This is a genomic window from Pseudooceanicola sp. DL12, assembly GCF_056270665.1.
Window position 1 is genome coordinate 2984152 of sequence record NZ_CM149884.1, and the last position, 20666, is coordinate 3004817.

The 20666-nt window shown below is 67.5% G+C and carries 18 protein-coding genes; 8 read left to right on the forward strand and 10 right to left on the reverse strand.

Features of this window, described 5'->3' with window-relative positions; genetic code table 11:
- Positions 1-28: 28 nt before the first annotated feature.
- A complete protein-coding gene (locus tag AC0WR5_RS13895) occupies positions 29-1033 on the reverse strand; it encodes a LacI family DNA-binding transcriptional regulator (protein ID WP_475863965.1) in 1005 nt (334 codons plus the stop codon).
- Positions 1034-1054: 21 nt separating this feature from the next.
- The gene (locus AC0WR5_RS13900; protein WP_475863967.1) at positions 1055-1999 is read right to left on the reverse strand and encodes a cytidine deaminase; all 945 of its coding nucleotides are present in this window, start codon (positions 1997-1999) and stop codon (positions 1055-1057) included.
- A 165-nt stretch (positions 2000-2164) separates the two neighbouring features.
- Here AC0WR5_RS13900 and AC0WR5_RS13905 point away from each other — a divergent pair, with 165 nt between their 5' ends.
- From AC0WR5_RS13905 to AC0WR5_RS13930, 6 genes are all read left to right on the forward strand, one after another.
- On the forward strand, positions 2165-3520 hold the full coding sequence (locus AC0WR5_RS13905; protein ID WP_475863968.1) for an amidohydrolase family protein: 1356 nt from the start codon (positions 2165-2167) through the stop codon (positions 3518-3520).
- The gene (locus tag AC0WR5_RS13910) at positions 3517-4476 is read left to right on the forward strand and encodes a nucleoside hydrolase (RefSeq protein ID WP_475863970.1); all 960 of its coding nucleotides are present in this window, start codon (positions 3517-3519) and stop codon (positions 4474-4476) included. Before AC0WR5_RS13905 ends, AC0WR5_RS13910 begins: the two co-directional genes overlap by 4 nt.
- A 27-nt stretch (positions 4477-4503) precedes the next feature.
- On the forward strand, positions 4504-5553 hold the full coding sequence (locus AC0WR5_RS13915) for a BMP family lipoprotein (RefSeq protein WP_475863972.1): 1050 nt from the start codon (positions 4504-4506) through the stop codon (positions 5551-5553).
- Between the two features lie 72 nt (positions 5554-5625).
- A complete protein-coding gene (locus tag AC0WR5_RS13920) occupies positions 5626-7170 on the forward strand; it encodes an ABC transporter ATP-binding protein (RefSeq protein ID WP_475863974.1) in 1545 nt (514 codons plus the stop codon).
- Complete coding sequence (locus AC0WR5_RS13925) at positions 7167-8255, forward strand: ABC transporter permease (RefSeq protein ID WP_475863976.1); 1089 nt, start codon at positions 7167-7169, stop codon at positions 8253-8255. The genes AC0WR5_RS13920 and AC0WR5_RS13925 overlap by 4 nt, the downstream gene beginning before the upstream one ends.
- Positions 8252-9178 (forward strand): ABC transporter permease, encoded by a 927-nt coding sequence (locus AC0WR5_RS13930; protein ID WP_475863978.1) that lies wholly within the window; start codon positions 8252-8254, stop codon positions 9176-9178. Before AC0WR5_RS13925 ends, AC0WR5_RS13930 begins: the two co-directional genes overlap by 4 nt.
- Before the next feature lie 218 nt (positions 9179-9396).
- Here AC0WR5_RS13930 and AC0WR5_RS13935 read toward each other — a convergent pair whose 3' ends face one another.
- The 5 genes from AC0WR5_RS13935 to AC0WR5_RS13955 all read right to left on the reverse strand — a co-directional run bounded on the left by AC0WR5_RS13935 (position 9397) and on the right by AC0WR5_RS13955 (position 14556).
- Positions 9397-10932, reverse strand: a complete 1536-nt coding sequence (locus AC0WR5_RS13935; protein WP_475863979.1) for a tripartite tricarboxylate transporter permease — start codon at positions 10930-10932, stop codon at positions 9397-9399.
- A gap of 10 nt (positions 10933-10942) precedes the next feature.
- Positions 10943-11380, reverse strand: a complete 438-nt coding sequence (locus tag AC0WR5_RS13940) for a tripartite tricarboxylate transporter TctB family protein (RefSeq protein WP_475863980.1) — start codon at positions 11378-11380, stop codon at positions 10943-10945.
- Between the two features lie 129 nt (positions 11381-11509).
- Positions 11510-12493, reverse strand: a complete 984-nt coding sequence (locus AC0WR5_RS13945; protein ID WP_475863982.1) for a Bug family tripartite tricarboxylate transporter substrate binding protein — start codon at positions 12491-12493, stop codon at positions 11510-11512.
- Between the two features lie 45 nt (positions 12494-12538).
- Positions 12539-13354: a citryl-CoA lyase gene (locus AC0WR5_RS13950; protein WP_475863983.1), complete on the reverse strand. Its 816-nt coding sequence runs from the start codon at positions 13352-13354 to the stop codon at positions 12539-12541.
- The gene (locus AC0WR5_RS13955) at positions 13354-14556 is read right to left on the reverse strand and encodes a CaiB/BaiF CoA transferase family protein (RefSeq protein WP_475863985.1); all 1203 of its coding nucleotides are present in this window, start codon (positions 14554-14556) and stop codon (positions 13354-13356) included. The genes AC0WR5_RS13950 and AC0WR5_RS13955 overlap by 1 nt, the downstream gene beginning before the upstream one ends.
- Before the next feature lie 282 nt (positions 14557-14838).
- On the opposite strand from AC0WR5_RS13955, the gene AC0WR5_RS13960 reads away from it, so the two are divergent.
- Positions 14839-15525, forward strand: coding sequence for an IclR family transcriptional regulator (locus AC0WR5_RS13960; protein WP_475863986.1), 687 nt, complete (start codon positions 14839-14841; stop codon positions 15523-15525).
- Here the strand turns inward: AC0WR5_RS13960 and AC0WR5_RS13965 are convergent, their stop codons facing one another.
- The 3 genes from AC0WR5_RS13965 to glpD all read right to left on the reverse strand — a co-directional run bounded on the left by AC0WR5_RS13965 (position 15526) and on the right by glpD (position 19624).
- Complete coding sequence (locus tag AC0WR5_RS13965) at positions 15526-16443, reverse strand: PfkB family carbohydrate kinase (protein WP_475863988.1); 918 nt, start codon at positions 16441-16443, stop codon at positions 15526-15528.
- Positions 16444-16453: 10 nt separating this feature from the next.
- Positions 16454-17941 carry a glycerol kinase GlpK gene (gene glpK / locus AC0WR5_RS13970; RefSeq protein ID WP_475863990.1) on the reverse strand — a complete coding sequence of 496 codons (1488 nt, stop codon included), beginning with the start codon at positions 17939-17941 and terminating at the stop codon, positions 16454-16456.
- A gap of 81 nt (positions 17942-18022) precedes the next feature.
- Complete coding sequence (gene glpD, locus AC0WR5_RS13975; RefSeq protein WP_475863992.1) at positions 18023-19624, reverse strand: glycerol-3-phosphate dehydrogenase; 1602 nt, start codon at positions 19622-19624, stop codon at positions 18023-18025.
- A 247-nt stretch (positions 19625-19871) separates the two neighbouring features.
- Between glpD and AC0WR5_RS13980 the strand changes: the two genes are divergently transcribed.
- The gene (locus AC0WR5_RS13980) at positions 19872-20633 is read left to right on the forward strand and encodes a DeoR/GlpR family DNA-binding transcription regulator (protein ID WP_475863993.1); all 762 of its coding nucleotides are present in this window, start codon (positions 19872-19874) and stop codon (positions 20631-20633) included.
- Positions 20634-20666: the final 33 nt, after the last annotated feature.

Here is a 20666-nt window from a genome sequence, read left to right on the forward strand (position 1 = left end):
GGGCATGTCCAGTGCGGGCGGGCCCGGTTCAACCCTGAGGCGGCGGCGCGGTAGACCCGCGCACGATCAGCGACACCGGAAAGCGCGTTTCGGCGGCGACCTCCTGCCCTTCGATCAGGGCATGGAGGGTCTCGAAGGCCTGCTGGCCGATCTCGGCCACGGGCTGGCGCACGGTGGTGAGCGCCGGGGCGATGAGGCCGGAGAAGGGCGTTTCGTCATAGCCCACGATGGAGATGTCCTGCGGCACGCGCAGGCCGGCATCGCGGAAGACCTCGATCAGGCCGAGGGCGATCTCGTCCGAGCCGGCGAGCAGCGCCGTGGGCCTGTCGCCCGCCGGCAGCGACAGCAGCTGCCGGGCGGCGGCGCGGCCGTGGTCGCGGTGATAGCTGCCGCTGATGGCGCGGCCCGGGGAGAGGCCGGCCTCGCGCAGGGCATGGCGCCAGCCGGCCTCGCGCTCGCCCGAGCTGTGGGTGCCGATGGAGCCGCCGATCAGCCAGATGTCGCGGTGCCCGAGCGCGATCAGGTGATCGACGGCGGCCCGGGCGCCGCTCTCGTTCTCGACGAAGATGCGGGGCTGGCAGGCGCCGGGCACGTCCTCGTCGACCAGCACCACGTTGCGCAGCCCCGAGAGCGCGCGCAGCAGGCGGCCATCGTCGGCGTGGTTGGTCATGAAGATCATGCCGTCGACATGCTGGTCGCGCAGCCGGGCGATGGCGGCAATCTCGCGCTCGGGATCGCCGCGGGTGGAGGTGATGTAGACGGAATAGCCGGCGCGGGCGGCGGCATCCTCGCAATTGGCGGCGAGCTCGGCAAAGAAGGGGTTGTCGATCTCGGGGGTGACCAGGCTGATCGCCTCTGTCCGGCCGGTGGAGAGGCGCTTGGCCAGCAGGTTCGGGCGATAGTCGAGCTCGGCGATGGCGCTGTCGATGCGGGTGCGCGTGCCCTCGGGCAGCGAAATGCGCCCGTTCAGGTGGCGCGAGACCGCCGCCGGGGAAACGCCCGCCAGGCGGGCCACGTCCTTGATCGTCGCCATGCCCCGCCCCTCTCTGCCGGCCTAGAGCGGCGCGGCGGCAAGCACGGTGAGCGGGGCCTCCGGCGCCAGCACCGCGAGCAGCGCGCGGGTGGAGGCGGCGTAATCCACCGCGCCGCCGGTCTGCAGCAGCCAGGCGCCGGTGATCTGATCGCCCGCGGCGCCGGCCGCCACCATCTGGACGAGGGCGGACATCACCGGCTGGATCGTAGGATTGAAGGCCACGCTCTCGATCACGCTCCCGGCCACGACGCCCTGCGCGGTCATCAGCGCCACCGCGGCGGGGCATTGCGAATAGGGCGCATGGGCGTGCTGCAGGGCTGCGGCGAGCGGGCCCGCGACCTCCTCCGGCACCTGGGCCCCGGCGGGCAGGCCCAGCGGCCAGGGGGCCTCGGCCCCTGCCCCGGAGCGCCCGAGGTCGCGCGGGGTGAAGGGCCAGGGATAGAGATCGTCGAGGCGCAGGCGGTGCCCTTCGGGGTCGATCACCAGCATGTCGGGCGCCGCGGCATATTCCGAGAGGCATTGCCGGCAATGGGCGCAGGGCCGCGCCTGGTTGATCGCGACGGCGGCGAGGGTGAGCCCCAGCTGGAAGGCCCGGATGGAGACGAAGCCCTCGCCGTGGAGCGTCAGGCCGAGATGGCTGCCCGGCCATTCGAGATTGCCGCCGAGCAGCACCTGGCCATCGGTGGTGAGGGCCACGGCACCGACGTGAAAATCGGAGATCGGCGGGCGGGCGATCCCCTCGGCCAGGGGCAGCAGATGCAGGCAGAGTTCCTCGGCGCCGGAAAGCCCGTGCAATGCGACCAGATCGGCAACCGCCTGGGCCGGAAGGACAAAGCCCGGCTTCATCGCGGCCTGGGCCGCGGCCCGGATGGCACCGCCGTCCGCCGCGGCAAGCCGGGCAGGAATGGTCAAATCTGCGGCAAAGGGCCCGGAGGCGACGGCCTCTTGAGGTTGGGTGGAAGCCATTGGTTTTATCCCCATTTTTCTGGCCGGCGCTCAGGGCTCCGACTATTTTTTGGGCAACACCCGGAGGGACAAACGGTGCCCCGAACTGCCCCGGAAATCCAATTGACTCTGATCCGAGGAATCGCCTTAGGTATTTAGTAAATCGCTTTACCAGTCCGGGGTCAAATGTCTTCTTTCCTCCTCTACAATGCCACAATTCTGACCGCCGACGCCGAGGATCGCCAGCTGAACGACGCCTGGATCGCCGTCAGCGAAGGCATCATCATGGGCCTTGGCGAGGCCCATACCTGTCCGGCTCCGGGTGCCTTTGACGAGGCCATCAACCTGGAGGGCCACCTGATCACCCCCGGACTGATCAACGCCCATACCCACGCCCCGATGATCCTGTTCCGCGGCCGCGCCGAGGGGCAATCCCTGCTGACGATGGATGGCTGGTACAACGCGATCCGGGAGCCGGAACTGTCGCTGGAGGCCGGTGACATCGCCCCCGCGGTGGCGCTCTCCTGCGCGGAAATGGCGCTGTCGGGCACCACGACCTTCTGCGAGCAGTACTTCTTTGCCGACGAGATCGCCGGCGCCGTGGCCGAGGCCGGGATCAAGGCGGTGATCGCCTATGGCATCGTGGAGCTGGGCGACCTTGAACATGGTGCCGAGGAGCTGAAGAAGGCTGGCGATTTCGTGCAGCGCCAGCGCAGCCCCGACGGCCGCATCATCCCCTGGTTCGGCCCCCATGCGCCCTATGTCGACAATTCCGAGCAGACGCTGAAGGCCGAGGTGGCCCTGGCCGGAGAGCTTGGCTGTGGCATGCACCTGCACATGGCGGCAGGCCCCGAGGACAACGAGATCACGCTGGAGCGTTACGGCACCACCGCCGCGCAGCAGCTGGAAAAGGACGGATTCTTCGAGGGGCGGGTGCATGCGGCGCATTGCCTTGACCTGAGCGAAGAGGACATTGCCGTCTTTGCCCGGGCCGGGGCGGCCTCTGTCGCCCATTGCGCCAGCGCCGGCCTGCGCTCGGGGCGCGACGGGATCTGCCCGGTGGTCGACCTGCGGGCCGCGGGCGTGACTGTTGCGCTCGGCACCGACAACGTGGCCGCGAACAATTCCTATGACATGGTCGCGGAAATGCGGGTGGCCGGGCTGATCGCCAGCCATCGCGAGGGCCGCGCCCAGCCGCTCTCCTCGCGGGAGCTGCTGCGGATGGCGACGATCGAGGGGGCAAAGGCGCTGGGAATCGATGACCGCACCGGCAGCCTGGAAGTGGGCAAGACCGCCGACATCGCCGTTTTCGACATGCGCAAACCGGGCTGGTCCGAGACGCCGGATGCGGCAACGGCCCTTGTATATTCAGGGTCCGGGCGGGATTTGCGGTACCTGTTTGTCGATGGGGAGACACTTGTCCGGGATCGCTTCTTGACGCGCCGGTCCTATCGGGAGATCCGGGAAGACTATTCCGCTGCCTATGCCGCATTCTGGGCCCGGGTCGCGGCGGCGAAGACGACACAGGAGGCCAGCGCGTGACCCCTCTCATTCTGGATACCGACGGCGGCATCGACGACGCCCAGGCGCTGATCATGCTGCTGGCGCACGATATCCGGCCGATTGCGGTGACCACCGTCTTCGGCAACGTGGCGCTCGACCTGGCGAGCCGCAACATGGCGGCCACCCTGGCCTATTGCGGCGCAGGCGACGTGCCGGTGATCCGCGGCATGGACCGCCCGATGGCGCAGCCGATGGTGAATGCGACGGATGTGCACGGCGAGGACGGGCTGGGCGGCGCCGAGCTGCCCGCCGATCTGCCGGCCCATGATCCGCGCCACGCCGTGCCCTACCTGATCGAGGTGCTGGGCCGTGCGTCGGAGACCGGCGAGAAGATCGACATGCTGATGATCGGCCCGCTGACCAACCTGGCCATGGCGATCCTGCAGGCCCCGGGCATCGAGGCCGGCATCGGCCAGCTGACGATCATGGGCGCCACGCTCTGGGGCCGCGGCAACAGCACCCCGGCGGCCGAGTTCAACATCTATGCCGACCCGGAGGCCGCCGACGTGGTCTTTCGGGCCGATATCCCCACCCGGGTCGTACCCTGGGAACCCTGCGTGAACCACGCGATGACCGGCGCGGAACTGGATGCGATCTTTGCGACGCTGCCCGACGATCCGCTGGGCCGGTTCAACGCCCGGATCAGCAAGCGCACCCGCGAGGTGACCGAAGAATACGGCGGCGGAGATGTCTTTCGTTTCGTCGATCCCTTTGCCGCGGCGGTCGTGATCGATCCGTCGCTGGTGGAACAGGCGGAGGAGGCCAGCGTGGCGGTCTCCCTCGCCCCCGGGCTGACCCGCGGCATGACGCTGGTCGATCCGATGCAGCGGCTGGGCACCCCGCCGGTCACGATGATCGAAAAAGGCCGGCTCGACCGGCTGAAAGAGCTCTATACCGCGTCGCTGCACTGGCGGCCGGTGACCGAACCTGCCTGACAGACCCCATCCCAACAGGAGAGTACCATGTCCCTGAAACTTACCCGTCGCGCCGCGACCAAACTGATGCTCTCGGCCACCGTGGCCCTGGGCAGCCTGAGCGTGCCGGCCTTTGCCGCGGATTACACCGAGGACAACCCTCTGAAGGTGGCCTTCGTCGTGCACGGCACGCTGGGCGACAAGAGCTTCCTCGATTCCGCCGCGGCCGGCCTGGCCAAGGCCGAGGACGAGCTGCCCGTCGAGGCGACGGTCATCGAGGCCGGCATCGACCGCTCGCGCTGGGAACCGGCGCTGGCCGACGCGGCCGACCAGGGCTATGACGTCGTCATCGGCGGCACCTGGGAGATGACCGGCTTCATCACCGACTTGGCCGAGGAATTCCCCGATACCAAGTTCATCATCTTCGACGACGCCCCCGACTACAGCGCCGGCGATTACTCCAACGTGCTGTCGATCATGTACCAGACCTCGACCGCGGCCTACCTGGCGGGCTATGCCGCCGGCAAGCTGACCGAGACCAACAAGATTGGCGAGATCCTGGGCGTCGAGGGCAGCACCGTGCTGGAATTCGCCGTCGGCTTCGAGCAGGGGGCCAAGGCCGCCAACCCCGACGTGACCTTCATGCGCGCCGTCGCGGGCTCCTTCACCGACCCGGCCAAGGGCAAGGAACTGGCGCTGGCACAGTTCGACCAGGGCGCCGACATCATCTTCCCGATCGCCGGCGGCACCGGCGTGGGTTCGCTCCAGGCCGCCCGTGACCAGGGCAAGCTGGCCGTGGGCGTCGACAGCGACCAGGCGACCATCTTTGCCGAGACCGATCCGGAACAGGCCAAGGTGATCTTTACCTCGGTGCTGAAGGAAGTGGGCGAGAGCCTGGTGACCGCGCTGTCGGAAACCATCGACGGCACCGCGCCCTATGGCGAGACCATGCTGCTCGGCCTGTCGGACGGCGCCGTGGGCATCGCCAAGAACGAATACTACGACGCCGTGGTCAGCCCCGAGCTGCAGGCGGAAGTGGACAAGGTGCAGGAAGAGATCGCCAACGGCGACATCACCGTCGACACCACCATGGAGTAACCCGTGTCTGCCGACACATGGCCCGCCCCGGTTCGCGCCGGGGCGGGCGTTTTGCTAGAGGAACGAGGGCAGATGCAGAGAGCAATCGAGGCGGTGGACATCACCCGGATCTATCCGGGCGGGACCGTGGCCAACGACGGGGTGAACCTGACCGTCCGCGAGGGCGAGGTTCATGCGGTCGTGGGCGAGAACGGCGCCGGCAAGTCCACCCTGATGAAGATCCTTTTCGGGTTGGAGATACCCGATGCCGGCCAGCTCCTGGTGCATGGCCGCGCCGCAGAATTCGAAGGGCCGAAGGACGCCATTGCCGCCGGTGTCGGCATGGTGTTCCAGCATTTCTCGCTGGTGCCCTCCTTCACCGTATACGAGAACGTGGTGCTGGGCAGCGAGCCCGCGAAAGGCATCAAGTACAACCGCGCCGAGGCCATCGCCAAGGTGCGCGAGCTGTCGGAGCGCTTCCGCCTGAAGGTGGACCCCGAGGCCGTGACCGGGCAGCTGCCCGTGGGCCAGCAGCAGCGGGTTGAGATCCTCAAGGCACTCTATCGCGACGCCAGGATCCTGATCCTGGACGAGCCTACCGCCGTGCTGGCGCCGCAGGAGGTGGAGGAGCTCTTCACCGCGATCCGCGCGCTTGTGGCCGAGGGCCGCACGGTGATCTTCATCGCGCACAAGCTGCCGGAAGTGCTTGAAATCTCGGACAGCATCACCGTGATGCGCGCGGGCAAGACCGTGGGCCAGGTGACATCGAGCGAGGTCAACGAGAGCGAGCTGGCGAGCCTGATGGTGGGCCGCGAGGTCGTTCTGCGCGTCGACCGCTCCACCCATGACGGGCCGCGCACGCTGGCCGTCGAGGGGCTGACCCTGAAGAGCGGGACCGGCGTGACGCTGGCCGACGACCTGAGCCTGAACGTGCACGAGGGCGAGATCCTCGGCCTCGTCGGTGTCGAGGGCAACGGCCAGGCGGAACTGCTGGAAGCGGTGGCGGGCCTGCGCAAGGCGCGCGGCGGCACGATCACGCTTAAGGGCACCAACATCACCGACATGCCGGTGCTGGAGCGGCGGCAGATGGGCGTGAGCTCGATCCCCGAGGACCGCATCGCCGAAGGCCTGGCCATCGGCACCAGCACCGCCGAGAACCTGGTGGCGACACGGCTGCAGGACGAGCGCTTTGCCAGGCGCGGGGTGCTGAACCTGAAGGCGATCCGGCAGAATGCCCTCGACCTGATCGAGCGTTTCTCGATCCGCGTCGGCGGGCCGGAATTCAACGTCGGCACGCTGTCGGGCGGCAACATGCAGAAGGTGGTCGTGGCACGCGAGCTGTCGGAACAGCCCGAGCTGCTGCTGGTGAACCAGCCCACCCGCGGCGTCGACCTGGGCGCCACGCAATTCATCTGGAAATCCATCACCGATGCCCGTGACGCCGGCGCCGCGGTCCTGCTGTCTTCGGCGGACCTGTCGGAGCTGCTGGCGCTCTCGGACCGGCTGGTCGTCTTCTACCGGGGGCGCCTCGTTGCGGCCTTCCGCAACAGCGAGGAACTGACCGCCGAGACGCTGGGGGCCTACATGCTGGGCATCGAGACACAGGACGAGGCAACCATGAAAGCGGCAATGCGATGAGTGCTGTCCCCCCTTCCCGCGCCATGACGCTGTTCCGCGACATCGGCCGCACCCTGATCGCGGTGCTGATCGCGCTCTTCGTGGGCTTCCTGATCGTCTGGGCCACCTCGGACGAACCGGGCAAGGCCTTTGAAACCTTCCTCACCGGCCCGCTCGGCTCGGCCCGGACGCGCGGCGTCTGGATCGACGACGTGGCCAAGCTGACACTGGCGGGCCTGGCCTTCAGCCTGGTCTTCCAGGCCAGGCAGTTCTCCATCGGGCTGCAGGGGCAGGTCTATGTCGGCGGCCTCTGTGCCGCGCTGGTGGCGCTCTCGCCGCTGGGCGAGGCCTGGGTGGCGATCCCGCTCGGGATGCTGGCCGGGATGATCGGCGGCGGCGCCTACGGCTTTCTGCCGGGCTTCCTCAAGGCGCGCTTCGGCGCCTCCGAGATCGTGTCGTCGCTGATGCTGACCTATATCGCCATCCTGGTGGTGAACTGGATCGTGCGGGCCTTCCTCGCCCCGCCCGGCTCCGGCCAGCTGATGAGCCCGAAGTTCCCGAAACCGGCGACCTTTCCGACCCTGATCCCGGGCACGCGCTTCGACCTGGGGATCGTGATCGCGCTGGCCTGCGTGGCCATCGTGTGGTTCCTGCTCTATCGCACCACCTGGGGGCTGAAGCTGCGCCTGGTGGGCGACAACGCGCGGTTCGCCGAATACGCCGGCATCAAGGCCAATTTCATCATGATCTCGGCCATGACCCTCTCGGGCGCCATCGGCGGCCTGCTGGGCAGCGTCTTCGTGCAGGGCCAGGCGTTTCGCCGCATCACCGTGGGCTTTGACGGCAACCTGGCCTTCGAGGGCATCCTGATCGCCATCGTGGCGCGCAACAAGCCGCTGGCGGTGCCCTTCGTGGCGCTGGCCTATGGCTACCTGCGGCAGGGCGCCGTTCTGATGGGGCTGCGCACCGACGTGCCGAGCGAGATGATCGCCGTGGTGCAGGCCCTGATCATCCTGCTGGTCGCCAGCCAGTTCTCCATTCCCGGGCAGAAGGCGCTGGCGCGGTTCCTGGCCCGCAAGCAGGATAAAGAGGAGGCCAGCGCATGATGGACCTGTTGCACGCGGTCCTGACCGCGACCTTCTTCATCACCGTCATCCGGGCCACCACGCCGCTGCTCTTTGCCACCATGGGCGGGCTGATTTCCGACCTCTCGGGGGCGCTGAACGTGGCGCTGGAAGGCATGATGCTGATCGCCGCGCTGACGGCGGTGGTCGTCTCGGCCTATGCGCCCTGGTACATCGGCGTTCTGGCCGGGGCCGGCGCCGGCGCCGTGCTGGGCGGGCTGATGGCCTTCTTCCACCTGCGCATGAAGGCGGACGTGATCCTGGTGGGCTTTGCCGTCAACATCATGGCCACCGGCGGCACCGTTTTCGCGCTGTCGCTGGCCACGGGCGGCGACAAGGGCACCTCGATCAACCTGCCCTCGAAACCGGTACCGACGATCACCATCCCCGCCTTCGAGAACGTTCCGGTGCTCGAGCTGCTGACCGGCAACTCGATCCTGAGCTGGCTGGCGGTCTTTACCGTCTTCGCGATCTGGTACTTCCTCTACCGGACGCCGCGCGGCATGTGGCTGAGGGCCGTGGGCGAATACCCCACCGCACCTGAGGCCGCGGGCATCGCGGTGCAGAAGGTGCGGGCCTGGGCGCTGATCGCCTCCGGCGCGCTGGCGGGCCTCGGCGGCGTGCAGCTGGCGATGTACAACTACATCGGCTTTACCCGCGACATGACTGCGGGCCGGGGCTTCATCGCCCTGGGTGCGGTGCTGCTGGGGGCAAGGCACCCGGTGGGTGCGGCCCTGGCTGCCCTGCTCTTCGGGGTCTTCGACGCGCTCTCGATCCTGATGCCGAACCTCTACAGCTGGATCCCGGCAGAGCTGATCCAGACGGTGCCATACGTGGTGACGATCCTGGCGCTGGTGCTCTTCTCCTATCGTGCCAAGCGCGCGATGGAGGCCCGGGCCGGCTGAGCCCCGGCACAGCGACCGCGAATACGAGACAGGCCGCCCTCGGGAAACCGGGGCGGCCTTTTTCATGGGCGCAGGGCACGTCAGGGACAGATCGCGGGGGGGCGGTTGGCGGACGGCAGCAAGCAGGCATGAAAAGGCCCGCCGCGGCACTGCCGGGCGGGCCCTCCTGTCCCCCGGCGCAGAGGTCGGCCGCGCCGGGGGAAGCCTGTCGTGAGCGATCAGTCCGCGTCGAGGGTCTCGTCGCGTTCCGCAGCGAGGCGCTGCGGGCTGAAGTAGCGACCGACGATGATCGGGGCGACAAAGCCGATGATGGCGCAGGCCCAGAGTGCGATCGACAGCCAGCTGTCGAAGAGCGCCCCGTAGTTGCCGTCCGAGATCGTCAGCTCGCGGCGCATGTTGGTCTCCATCAGCTTGCCCAGCAGGGTACCGAGGATGATCGGTACCAGCGGCACGTCGATCTTGCGCAGGAACCAGCCCAGCACGCCGAAGCCCACCATCACCATCAGGTCGAAGGTGGAGCCGGAGATGCCGTAGATGCCCACGAAGGAGATCATCGCCACGGCCGGCATCAGGTAGCGCGTCGGCACCTGCAGCACCTTAACGAAGACCTTCACCATCGGCAGGTTCAGCGCCAGCAGCACGAAGTTGGCGATGAAGAGCGCCGCGATCAGGCCCCAGACCACATCGGGGTTGTTCTGAAACAGCAGCGGGCCGGGGGTGATGTTCAGCGCCAGCAGGAGCGAGAGCAGAACGGCGGTGGTGCCGGAGCCTGGCACGCCGAGCGCCAGCATCGGCACCAGGGCGCCGCCGGCGGCGGCGTTGTTGCCGGCCTCGGGAGCCGCGACACCGCGCGGATCACCGGTGCCGAAGGTGCTGTCCTTGTCGGAGACCTTCTTCTCGACGGTGTAGGCCAGGAAGGAGCCGAGCGAGGCCCCTGCCCCGGGCAGCACACCCGCGATGAAACCGATGACGGTGGAGCGCAGCGTGGCCGGCATGACATGGCGGATCAGCCCCCAGGACGGCACGGTCCTGCCGACTTCCTGGGAGCCCACGTCCTGCCCCCCGCCGGCGCGGTGCTCGAGGAAGATGAAGACTTCGGACAGGGCAAAGAGACCCACGATGACGATCAGGAAGTCGATGCCGTCGTAGAGGTGGATATTGCCGAAGGCGAGCCGGGTAACGCCGGTCTGCTGATCGACGCCGATCATGGCGATGAGCAGGCCGAGGCCCATGGCCACGGCCGATTTCGCCTGATTGCGGGCCGAGATGCCGCCGATGGTCGCAAAGGCCAGCGCGAAGAGCGCAAAGTATTCCGCCGGGCCGAAGAGCAGCGCGACCTTGACCAGCTGCGGGGTGAGCAGCACGAGGCCCCAGGTGGCAAAGAAGGCGCCGACGAAGGACGCGAGGCCCGAGATCGCCAGTGCCTCGCCCGCGCGGCCCTTCTTGGCCATCGGGTGACCGTCGAGACAGGTCATCATCGCGGGTTCGTCGCCGGGGATGTTGAGCAGGATCGAGGAGATCCGCCCGCCGTACATGGCGCCGTAGTACACCGAGGTCAGCAGGATCATCGCCGGGGTCGCGGGCAGGCCCAGCGAGAAGGCCAGCGGGATCAGGATGGCGACGCCGTTCGACGGCCCGAGGCCCGGCAGCGCGCCGATGATCGTGCCCAGCAGACATCCGATGACCGCCAGCATGAGGTTCTGCATGGTCATGGCAACGGCGAAGCCGTCACCGAGAGAAGACAGGAGTTCCATCAGCGCCTCCTCAGAAACCGAAGGGACCTTCGGCCAGCGACAGGCCGAGGATCAGGTGGAAGACGACGTAGATGCCGACCGATATCGATACCCCCGCGATCGCGGAGGCCACCGGCGTGGCCCCGAGGCGCCAGGAGAGATAGGCCGCGGCAAAGAAGGTGGCGATGACGAAGCCCAGCACCGGCAGGAGCTCGGCATAGGCGATGAAGACCACGGTGCCGGCGGCGATCTCGAGCAGGCCCGGCAAACCGGGCCATTCGGGTTCGGGATCGGGGCGCAGGATCATGGCCAGCGAGGCCAGCCCGAGCACCACGCAGATGATGATGGGGAAGACCTTTGGCCCAACCGGATCGGAAATGAACGGCTCTTCGATCAGCGTCGTGCGCCAGATGAAGAAGCCGGAGAGCGCGACGCCGACAATGCCGACGATCGTGTCTGTCCTTTGCATGAGGAGTCCCCCCTGGACTGAGTTCATTGTTATCGGGGTGCGGAGCCGGTCGCGGCCCTGCCTGCGGAGCGGCAGGGGCGCGGACGGAAAGGGCCGCCCCGCGCAGCGCGCGGAACGGCCCGGATCAGCTTACTTGATCAGGCCGATCTGGCGGGACAGGTCCTGGATCTGGGACACGGAGTCGGCCACGAAGCTCTCGAAGGCTTCGCCCTGCAGATCGAGCGGCGCCAGGCCGTTGGTTTCCATGACCTGCTTCCACTCGTCGGAGGCGTAGAGCGTACCGATGGAGTTGACCCAGTAGTCATAGGCCTCGGGGTCCATGTCGCCGGGGGCATAGAAGCCGCGCCAGTTGGCACCGACAACGTCGATCCCCTGTTCCTTGGCGGTCGGGTAGGCACCGAAGTCACCGGGCATGCGCTCGGGGGCGAGAACGGCCAGCACCTTGATGTCGCCGCTGTCGACGAAGCCCTTGGCCTCGGAGGCATCGCCGGTGAAGGCCTGAACGGAGCCGGCCAGCAGCTGGGTGATGGCCTCGCCGCCGCCCTCGAAGGCCACGTATTTCACCTTGCGGACGTCCTCGATGCCGGCCTTCTGGGCCGCCATCAGCACCTTGAGGTGATCCCAGCCCCCCACCGAGGAACCGCCGGCGAAGGCGATCGAACGCGGGTCTTCCTTCACCTTGTTGAGCAGTTCGGGCAGGGTGTTGATCTCGCTGTCGGCAGGCACGGCGATGATGCCGTAATCGGCGCCGACGGCCGCAACCCAGCGCACCTGGTCCATCGACGCGCCGGGGAAGGCGCCCTGGGCCAGACGGGTGGCGGTGGCCGAGGAGGCCGCGACGATCAGGTCGTCATCGGTGCTGCGCTTGCCGGTCACTTCGGCATAGGCCACGCCACCGGACCCGCCGGTGAGGTTGGTCACCTTCATGGTCCCGGGGATCAGGTCGAGATCCTGCAGGGTCTTGCCCACCTGGCGGCAGGTGAAATCCCAGCCACCGCCCGGATTTGCCGGCGCGATGCATTCCGTGTTGCTGGGCTCGAAGGCCATGGCAGCCCCGGGCACCGCGAGCGCGGCGGCGGTGAAGGCAGCGGCCAGTTTCAGTTTCAGGGTCATGAGGTTCCTCCCTTGAGCATGACGATAGTGTCGGTTTCCGGTGTCTTACGCTTCTTCCTGCGCCTTGTAGGTATAGAGGAAGCGAGGGGGCACCGGCCCCTTGTTGCGCCCGCCCTGCTGGGTTTGTTCCCAGGCATGGGCGAGGATTCCGACCGACCGGGACAGGCAGAATATACCACGCGCCAGCGGCGGCTCGCAGCCCAGTTCGGCAAAGATGACGGCAGTGGCGCCGTCGATGTTCATCGGCACGGGGCGGCTGCGCCCCTGCCCCAGCGTGGCCTCGACGCATTCGCCGATCCCGGCGAAGCGGCCGGTGACCGTGCCCGCCTCCGCAGCAGCCCGCACCAGCGCCAGGAGGCGCGGCGCGCGGGGATCGCCATCCTTGTGGAAGCGATGCCCGAAACCGGGAATGAACTTGCCCCGCGTCGCCTGCCAGTCGGCGATGGCGGCGGCGGTCGCGGCGTCGACCGTGGCACCGGCATCCACGCGGGCGGCGATGTCGTAGTAAAGCTCGAGCGTCTGCTGCCCGGCGCCGCCGTGCACGTCACCCAGCATGTTGACCGCGCTGCCCATGGCATTGTTCAGCGGCAGGCCGCAGGTGACGGCCATGCGGGAGGCGGCGATGGAGGGGGCCTGGGGCCCGTGGTCGACGGCAGCAACCAGCGCCGCCTCGAGCAGGGCGGCCTCCCCTTCGGAAGGCATGCGGCCGGCAACCATCAGCCAGATCATCGCCGGGAAGGAAACGTTGCCGATCAGGTCCTGGATCGGATGGCCGCGAAAGGCGATCTGCCCCGGCTTCATGTCGATGATGGAGGTGGTCCACCAGTCGGCGACTTCCTGTGCGTCTGTCTTGTCGGTCATCAAATCGTGCCTTCTTCCTTCAGACGGTTCAGGTCTGCGGGAGAAAGCCCTAACGATCCGTAAACCTCTGCGTTATCTGCTCCGAGTGCCGGCGGCGGGGTTGCCACCGATGGTGCGGCGCCATCCATCTTGACCCCGGTGCGGACCACGGTGATGTCGCGGCCGACGCCGGGGGTGCCGCTGAAGGTGGCCATCATGCCGCGCTCGGCGATCTGCGGGGCGGCCAGCACCTCGGGCACCGTCAGCACGGCGCCGGCGGGCACGCCCAGGGCGTTCAGCTCGCCCTCCCACTCCTTGGCGGAGCGGGTGGTGAGCACCGTCTCGATCTCGGCCTTGAGGGTCAGGCGGTTGGCCTTGCGCAGCTCGCGGGTGGCGAATTCCGGCCGCGCGAGGAGCTCTTCGCGACCGATGTGTTTCGCCAGGATCTGCCATTGCTCGTCCTTGTTGGCGGCGATGTTGATCAGCCCGTCTGCCGTCTGGAAGGCCCCAGAGGGCGCGGAGGTCATGTTCTCGTTGCCGTTGGCCGAGGGCGTGACGCCCGCGATCAGATAGTTGGAGACCACCCAGCCCATGGTGGCGATGACCGATTCCAGCATCGAGACGTCGATGAAGGTGCCGCGCGCGGGGGCGTTCAGCGCGGCCGTGATCGCCATGGCGGCGGTCAGCCCGCCCACCGTATCGGCAAGAGGATAGCCGACGCGGAGCGGTGCGCTCTCGGCATCGCCGGTGATCGACATGACGCCCGAGGCGCCCTGGATGATCTGGTCGTAGGCTGGACGCTTCATCCAGGGCCCCTCCTGGCCGAAGCCCGAAATGGCGCAGTAGATCAGCGTCGGGTTCTCGGCCTTCAGCACCTCGTAGCCGACGCCCAGGCGATCCATGACCCCGGGGCGAAAATTCTCCACCAGCACGTCGGCGGTGCGCACGAGCTGTTTCAGGAGTTCCTTGCCGGCCTCGTGCTTGAGGTTGACGGTCACCGATTTCTTGCCCGCGTTCTGCGCCAGGAAGGAGACGCCCATGCCCTTCTTGTTCAACTCGGGATCGGAGCCGAGGTTGCGGGCCAGATCCCCGCGCCCGACCGTCTCGACCTTGATGACCTCGGCACCGAAATGCACCAGCTGATGGCAGCAGAACGGCCCGGCGAGGACATTCGTGAGATCGAGAACGCGGATGCCGTTGAGCGGCGTCGGTGAGGGCGTCATGGGGCTTCTTCCTGTGTCTTTGCCGCGGCGCCGTGGGTCGGCGACACGAATGTCTCGGATGAGAGGTCGGCCCGTTTCCGCTAACAGCTAGCGTGAAGCCCGTCTTGCGCACAACCGAAAGGCTGTACGTGTACGGGCCGCGCCCCGTTTGGAACGGATTGCGCGCGGCTGTCGGCGGTGCGTGAGGACCTCCCCTCAACGTTCTGCTTGACAGAACGCAAATCTATCTAATAGAACGGATAGCAGGGAAACGAAGACGAGTCCAGTGGGGAGGAATAGCTTTTGGCAGAGGCAAAGGGAGTCGACGCGGTCGACCGTGCATTCCAGATCCTGGAATGCTTTGACGGTGCGGATGACACGCTGGCCCTGGCGGATCTTGCGCGGCAGACCGGACTCTACAAGAGCACGATCCTGCGGCTGGCGGTTTCGCTCGACAAGGCGGGCTACATGGTGCGCGAGAGTTCCGGACGCTACCGCCTGGGCCCGACGCTCTGGCGGCTGGGCACGCGGTATCGCGGCAATTTCGACATGGGAGAGCTGATCCGGCCCGAACTGCGGCTGCTGTCGGACGCCACGCGGGAATCGGCCTCTTTCTACGTGCGCGACGGCGACCGGCGGATCTGTCTCTATCGTCGCGAGCCCGAGCGCGCGATCCGGCACATCCTGTCGGAGGGCAGTTCGATCCCGCTGAAGGGCGGGGCGAGCGGCGAGGTGCTGCAGGCCTGGACGGAACCCGACAATGCCGAGTTCGCCGCGATCCGCGCGCGCGGCTTTGCCGTCAGCCGCGGCGCCCGTGAGCCCGAGGTTGCAGCCGTTTCCGTGCCACTGATGGGCAAGAACAACCGTTTTCGCGGCGCGCTGGCGGTCTCGGGACTGATCACGCGTTTTACCGACAGCCAGATCGACAGTTTCCGCAAGGCCCTGATGGAGAGTGCCGCGCGGCTGAAGGACGCCACGCCGGACGATTGATCAGCCCGGCAGGTGATCCAGCGCCGCCTCTACAGTTTTGCGGTCAGGGGCCGTGGCCGGCCCTGCGCGGGTGATCGATAGCGCCGCGGCAACGCTGGCATAGCGCGCAGCGCGCAGCGGATCACCGGTAAGCGCCAGTTCGGCGATGAAACTGCCGATGTGGGTATCGCCGGCGCCATTGGTGTCTACGGGCGTTACCTGCGGGGCGGGCACGCGGCGACAGAGGCCGTCGACCGCCAGAAGGCACCCCCCTGCCCCCAGGCGCACCAGCGCACCGTCCCGCGGCTCGGCCAGCGCAAGCGCAGCCTGTTGCGGATCGCCGAGCCCGGTCAGGACAGCGGCCTCGCGTGCATTGGCGCTGATCCAGGCAGCACGCTTCAGGACCGGCGCAAGACGTTCCGGCGGGATCTCGGCCACCAGTGGCGTGGGGTCGAAGACAACCTGTGGCAGGGTCCGCGCCGCGCCCATCCAGCGGGCAAGCTCTCCGCCGCTCTCGGGATAGAGAAGCGTATAGCCGGAGAACATCACGTGGTCATCGGGGGCCAGGTGCAGGGCATCGAGCTGACCGGGGGCCATGATGCCCTCGGCGGCTGGCCAGGCAACAAAGCTGCGCTCGCCGGAGGGCTCGATCAACACCACGCAGCTGCCCTGATCGTGATCGGGCAAGGGGTCGGCCAGAAGCTGCATGCCCTGCGCCTCCATGGCCGCGCAGATCATCGCGGCGAAGGGGCCGGTGCCCAGCCGCCCGCCGAAGGCCGCCGCGATGCCTGCGCGGCGCGCCGCAACCATGGCGTTGAAGCCGCCGCCGATCTCGCTGGCGAAACCGGTGACCACTGCCTCTTCGCCGGAAGCGGGGATCTCGCGCACCTGGTAGAGCAGGTCGACCACCGGGCCTGTCAGCTGAACCAGGCGGCTCATCCCCGGCGCCTCAGAAGGCCTGGGCCGCGGTCACGGCGCGTTTCCAGGCGCCGTAGCGCTCGGCGCGGGTGGCCTCGTCCATGGCGGGGGTGAACTTGCGGTCGAGTTTCCAGGTGGCGGCGAATTCCTCCATGCCGGGGTAGATCCCGGCGCGCTGCCCCGCCAGCCAGGCGGCGCCCATGGCCGTCGTCTCGAGCACCCTGGGACGGTCGACATCGGCGCCGAGGATATCGCTGAGAAACTGCATCGCCCAGTTCGACGCCGACATTCCGCCATCGACGCGGAGCACGCTTCCGGCGCCCTTGCCTGCCCAGTCCGCCGCCATCGCCTCGAGCAGGTCACGGGTCTGGAACCCCACGGATTCGAGGGCCGCGCGCGCAAATTCGGCAGGGCCGGAATTGCGCGTGAGGCCAAAGACGGCGCCCCGGCACTCGGCGTTCCAGTAGGGCGCCCCGAGGCCGGTGAAGGCCGGCACCAGCACAAGGCGCTGACCGGGATCGGCGCGCTCGGCGAGCGGCTGGGTCTCGCCCGCGTCACGGATGATCCTGAGGCCGTCGCGCAGCCATTGCACCACGGCGCCGGCAATGAAGATCGAGCCCTCGAGCGCGTAGGAGCGCTTGCCGTCGAGTTGATAGGCAACGGTGGTCAGCAGGCGGTTCTGAGAGACGACCGGGACCGTGCCGGTGTTCAGCAGCGCGAAACATCCGGTGCCGTATGTCGATTTCATCATGCCGGGCGCAAAGCAGGCCTGGCCAATGGTGGCCGATTGCTGATCCCCGGCGATACCGAGGATCGGGAGAGACTTGCCGAAGAGGTCGGGCCGGGTCATGCCGAAATCCGCCGCGCAATCGCGCACCTCGGGCAGCACCGACATGGGGATGTCGAGCATCTCGCACATCTCCGGGCTCCATTCGCCGGAACGGATGTCGTACATCATCGTACGGGCCGCGTTGGTGGCATCTGTCACATGTGCACGGCCGCCGGTCAGCTTCCAGACCAGCCAGGTATCCACGGTGCCGAAGGCCAGTTCACCCGCCTCGGCCCGCGCCCGCGCGCCCTCGACGTTGTCGAGAAGCCAGCGCAGCTTGGTGCCGCTGAAATAGGGATCGAGCAGAAGGCCCGTGGTCTCGGTCACCTGTGCCTCGTGGCCCTGGTCGCGCAGCTGCTGACAAAAGGCGGAGGTGCGACGGTCCTGCCAGACAATGGCGTTGTGCACCGGCTGGCCGGTCCGGCGATCCCAGAGCAGCGTCGTTTCACGCTGGTTGGTGATGCCGATGGCCGCGATGCTCTCGGCGGTGGTCTGGGCCTTTTCGATCACGCCGCGGCAGGTGGCGGCGGTGGTGGACCAGAGATCGGAGGGGTCATGCTCGACCCAGCCGCTGGCGGGGAAATGCTGTTCGAATTCCTCATGCGCCGTGGCGACGATGTGCATGTCCTTGTCGAAGAGGATCGCCCGGCTGGAGGTCGTCCCCTGGTCGATCGCGAGAATATAGGTCATGTCTCTCCCCCCTCCGGTCGCTGCATGAAATGGTCTTAAGAGCAGCGCGACGAAGATGGAAGCCGCGCCGTTGGGCCCGGTCTATTCTGCCGCGGCGGGCAGCCCGGCGCGCAGCTGTTCGCCCATCCAGGCATCGAGCGCGGCGATCTCCTCTGCGCTCAGGCGCAGGCCGAGCTTGTTGCGGCGCCAGACGACGTCTTCGGCGGTGCGGGCATATTCGCGCGTCATCAGCCAGCGGATCTCGCGCTCGGTCAGCGTGGCGCCGAAGCTGCGGCCAAGGTCGCCCTCGGCCCCGGCATCGCCCAGCATCACGCGTGCCTCGGTGCCATAGGCGCGAATGAGGCGCCGCGCCCAGAACGGCGTGAGGAAGGGAAAATCGGTCTGCAGGCCGGCGATGAGGCTCTCGACCTCTGCGACCTTGAAGTCGCCGCCCGGCAGCGCAACGCCGGCGGTCCAGTCGCCCGAAAGCCCCGGGAAATAGGGTGCGATCTTCTCCAGCGCACTCTCGGCAAGGCGGCGATAGGTGGTGATCTTGCCCCCGAAGATGTTCAGAACCGGGGCGCCACCGGCGGCATCGACCTTGAGGGTGTAATCCCGCGTGGCGGCAGAGGCGCTGCTGGCCCCGTCGTCATGGAGCGGACGGACCCCGGAGTAGGTCCAGACCACGTCCTCGGCGGTCAGCTCCTGCCGGAAGTAGCGGTTGGCGAAGGCAAGCAGGTAATCGCGCTCTTCCGGGGTGCAGACGGGTTTCTGATCGGGGTCCGGGTGGTCGGCGTCAGTGGTGCCGATCAGGGTGAAATCGGTCTCGTATGGGATCGAGAAGATGATCCGCCCGTCCTCGCCCTGGAAGAAGTAGCACTTGTCGTGATCATAGAGGCGTTTCGTCACGATGTGGCTGCCGCGGACGAGGCGCACGCCGTCGGTGCTGTCGATATGGATGCGGTCATGGATGATGTTGCCCACCCAGGGCCCCGCGGCGTTGACCAGCATGCGGGCGCTGTGACGCGCCTGCGCGCCGGTCACGGTGTCCTGGGTGAGGATCTGCCAGAGATCGCCCTCGCGCCGGGCCGAGAGCACCTTGGTGCGGGTGGCGATGGTGGCCCCGCGCGCCTCGGCATCGCGGGCATTCAGCACGACAAGGCGGGAATCCTCGATCCAGGCGTCGGAATATTCATAGGCGTGCTCGAAGCGTTCCTGGAGCGGCGCGCCCTCGGGCGTGCCCTTCAGCGACAGGGTCCGGGTGCCGGGCAGGATCTCTCGCCCGCCGAGATTGTCGTAGAGAAACAGGCCGAAGCGGATCAGCCAGGCCGGGCGCCGGCCCTTCATCCAGGGCATGACGCGGGAGAGGATGCGCGAGGTCGGCGTGGAACTCTCGAAGCGCATGTCCTTGTGATAGGGCAGCACGAAGCGCATCGGCCAGCTGATGTGCGGCATCGCCCTGAGCAGGGTCTCGCGCTCGATCAGCGCCTCGCGCACGAGGCGGACCTCGAAGTACTCGAGATAGCGCAGCCCGCCGTGAAAGAGCTTGGTGGAGGCCGAGGAGGTTGCCGAGGCCAGGTCGTTCATCTCGGCCAGGGTCACCGACAGGCCGCGCCCCGCCGCATCGCGGGCGATCCCGCATCCGTTGATCCCGCCGCCGATGATGAAGAGGTCGACCGGCGTTTCTGCTGCACTCTCTGCCAAGGCAAATCTCCGCGTTTGTCGCCCGTAGGTAAGCCATAGATAGACCTAAAATGAAAGAGGGCGACTTTCGTTTATTTTCGCTTTAATTTAATCTTTTGAATCTGATACTTGCATGACGGTTCTTGTCGAAACCGCCGCCAACGGGCGAATTCCAGCCGGAGAATCGCGCCCAACTCGCGCACAAGGGAACACAGGCGAACTTGAACGAAGGCGCACCGCGTGCGAGTTTGCGGCAAAAGGAAAGCCCATGTCGCAGACGATCCGTTACCCCGAAATCCTGGAAATGGCGCGCCGAGACGGCAAGGTCACCGTGGAGGGTCTGGCGGCGCATTTCGGCGTGACCCTGCAGACGATCCGCCGCGACCTGAGCGAGCTGGCCGAGGCCGGACGGCTGGAACGGGTGCACGGCGGGGCGATCCTGCCCTCTGGCACCACGAATATCGGTTACGAGGAACGCCGATCGCTGAACGCCGCGGCCAAGACCGCGATCGCCCGCGCCTGCGCCGCCGAGATCCCGGAAAACATTTCCCTGTTCCTGAGTATCGGTACGACGACCGAGGCGGTGGCCCGCGAGCTGTTGCACCACCGCAACCTGATGGTGGTGACGAACAACATGAACGTGGCGCAGATCCTGAGCGCCAACCAGGGCTGCGAGGTGGTGGTGACCGGCGGCACCCTGCGCCGCGCGGACGGCGGGCTGATCGGCACACTGGCCGCGGCCTCGATCCGGCAGTTCAAGTTCGACATGGCGGTGATGGGCTGTTCGGCGCTGGACCGCGACGGCGACATGCTGGATTTCGACATCCAGGAGGTGGGGGTGAACCAGACGATCCTGAGCCAGTCGCGGCAGAGCGTGCTGGTCAGCGACCATTCGAAGCTGACGCGCTCGGCGCCGGTGCGGATCGCCGCTCTGGACCAGATGGACCGCTGGTTCACCGACAGGCCCCTGCCGTCTTATCTTGCCGCGAAATGCGCTGAATGGGGCACGCGGATCACACTGCCCGCCTGAGGGCCCTGCCCCGCGAAAAGACGCCAAATGCCG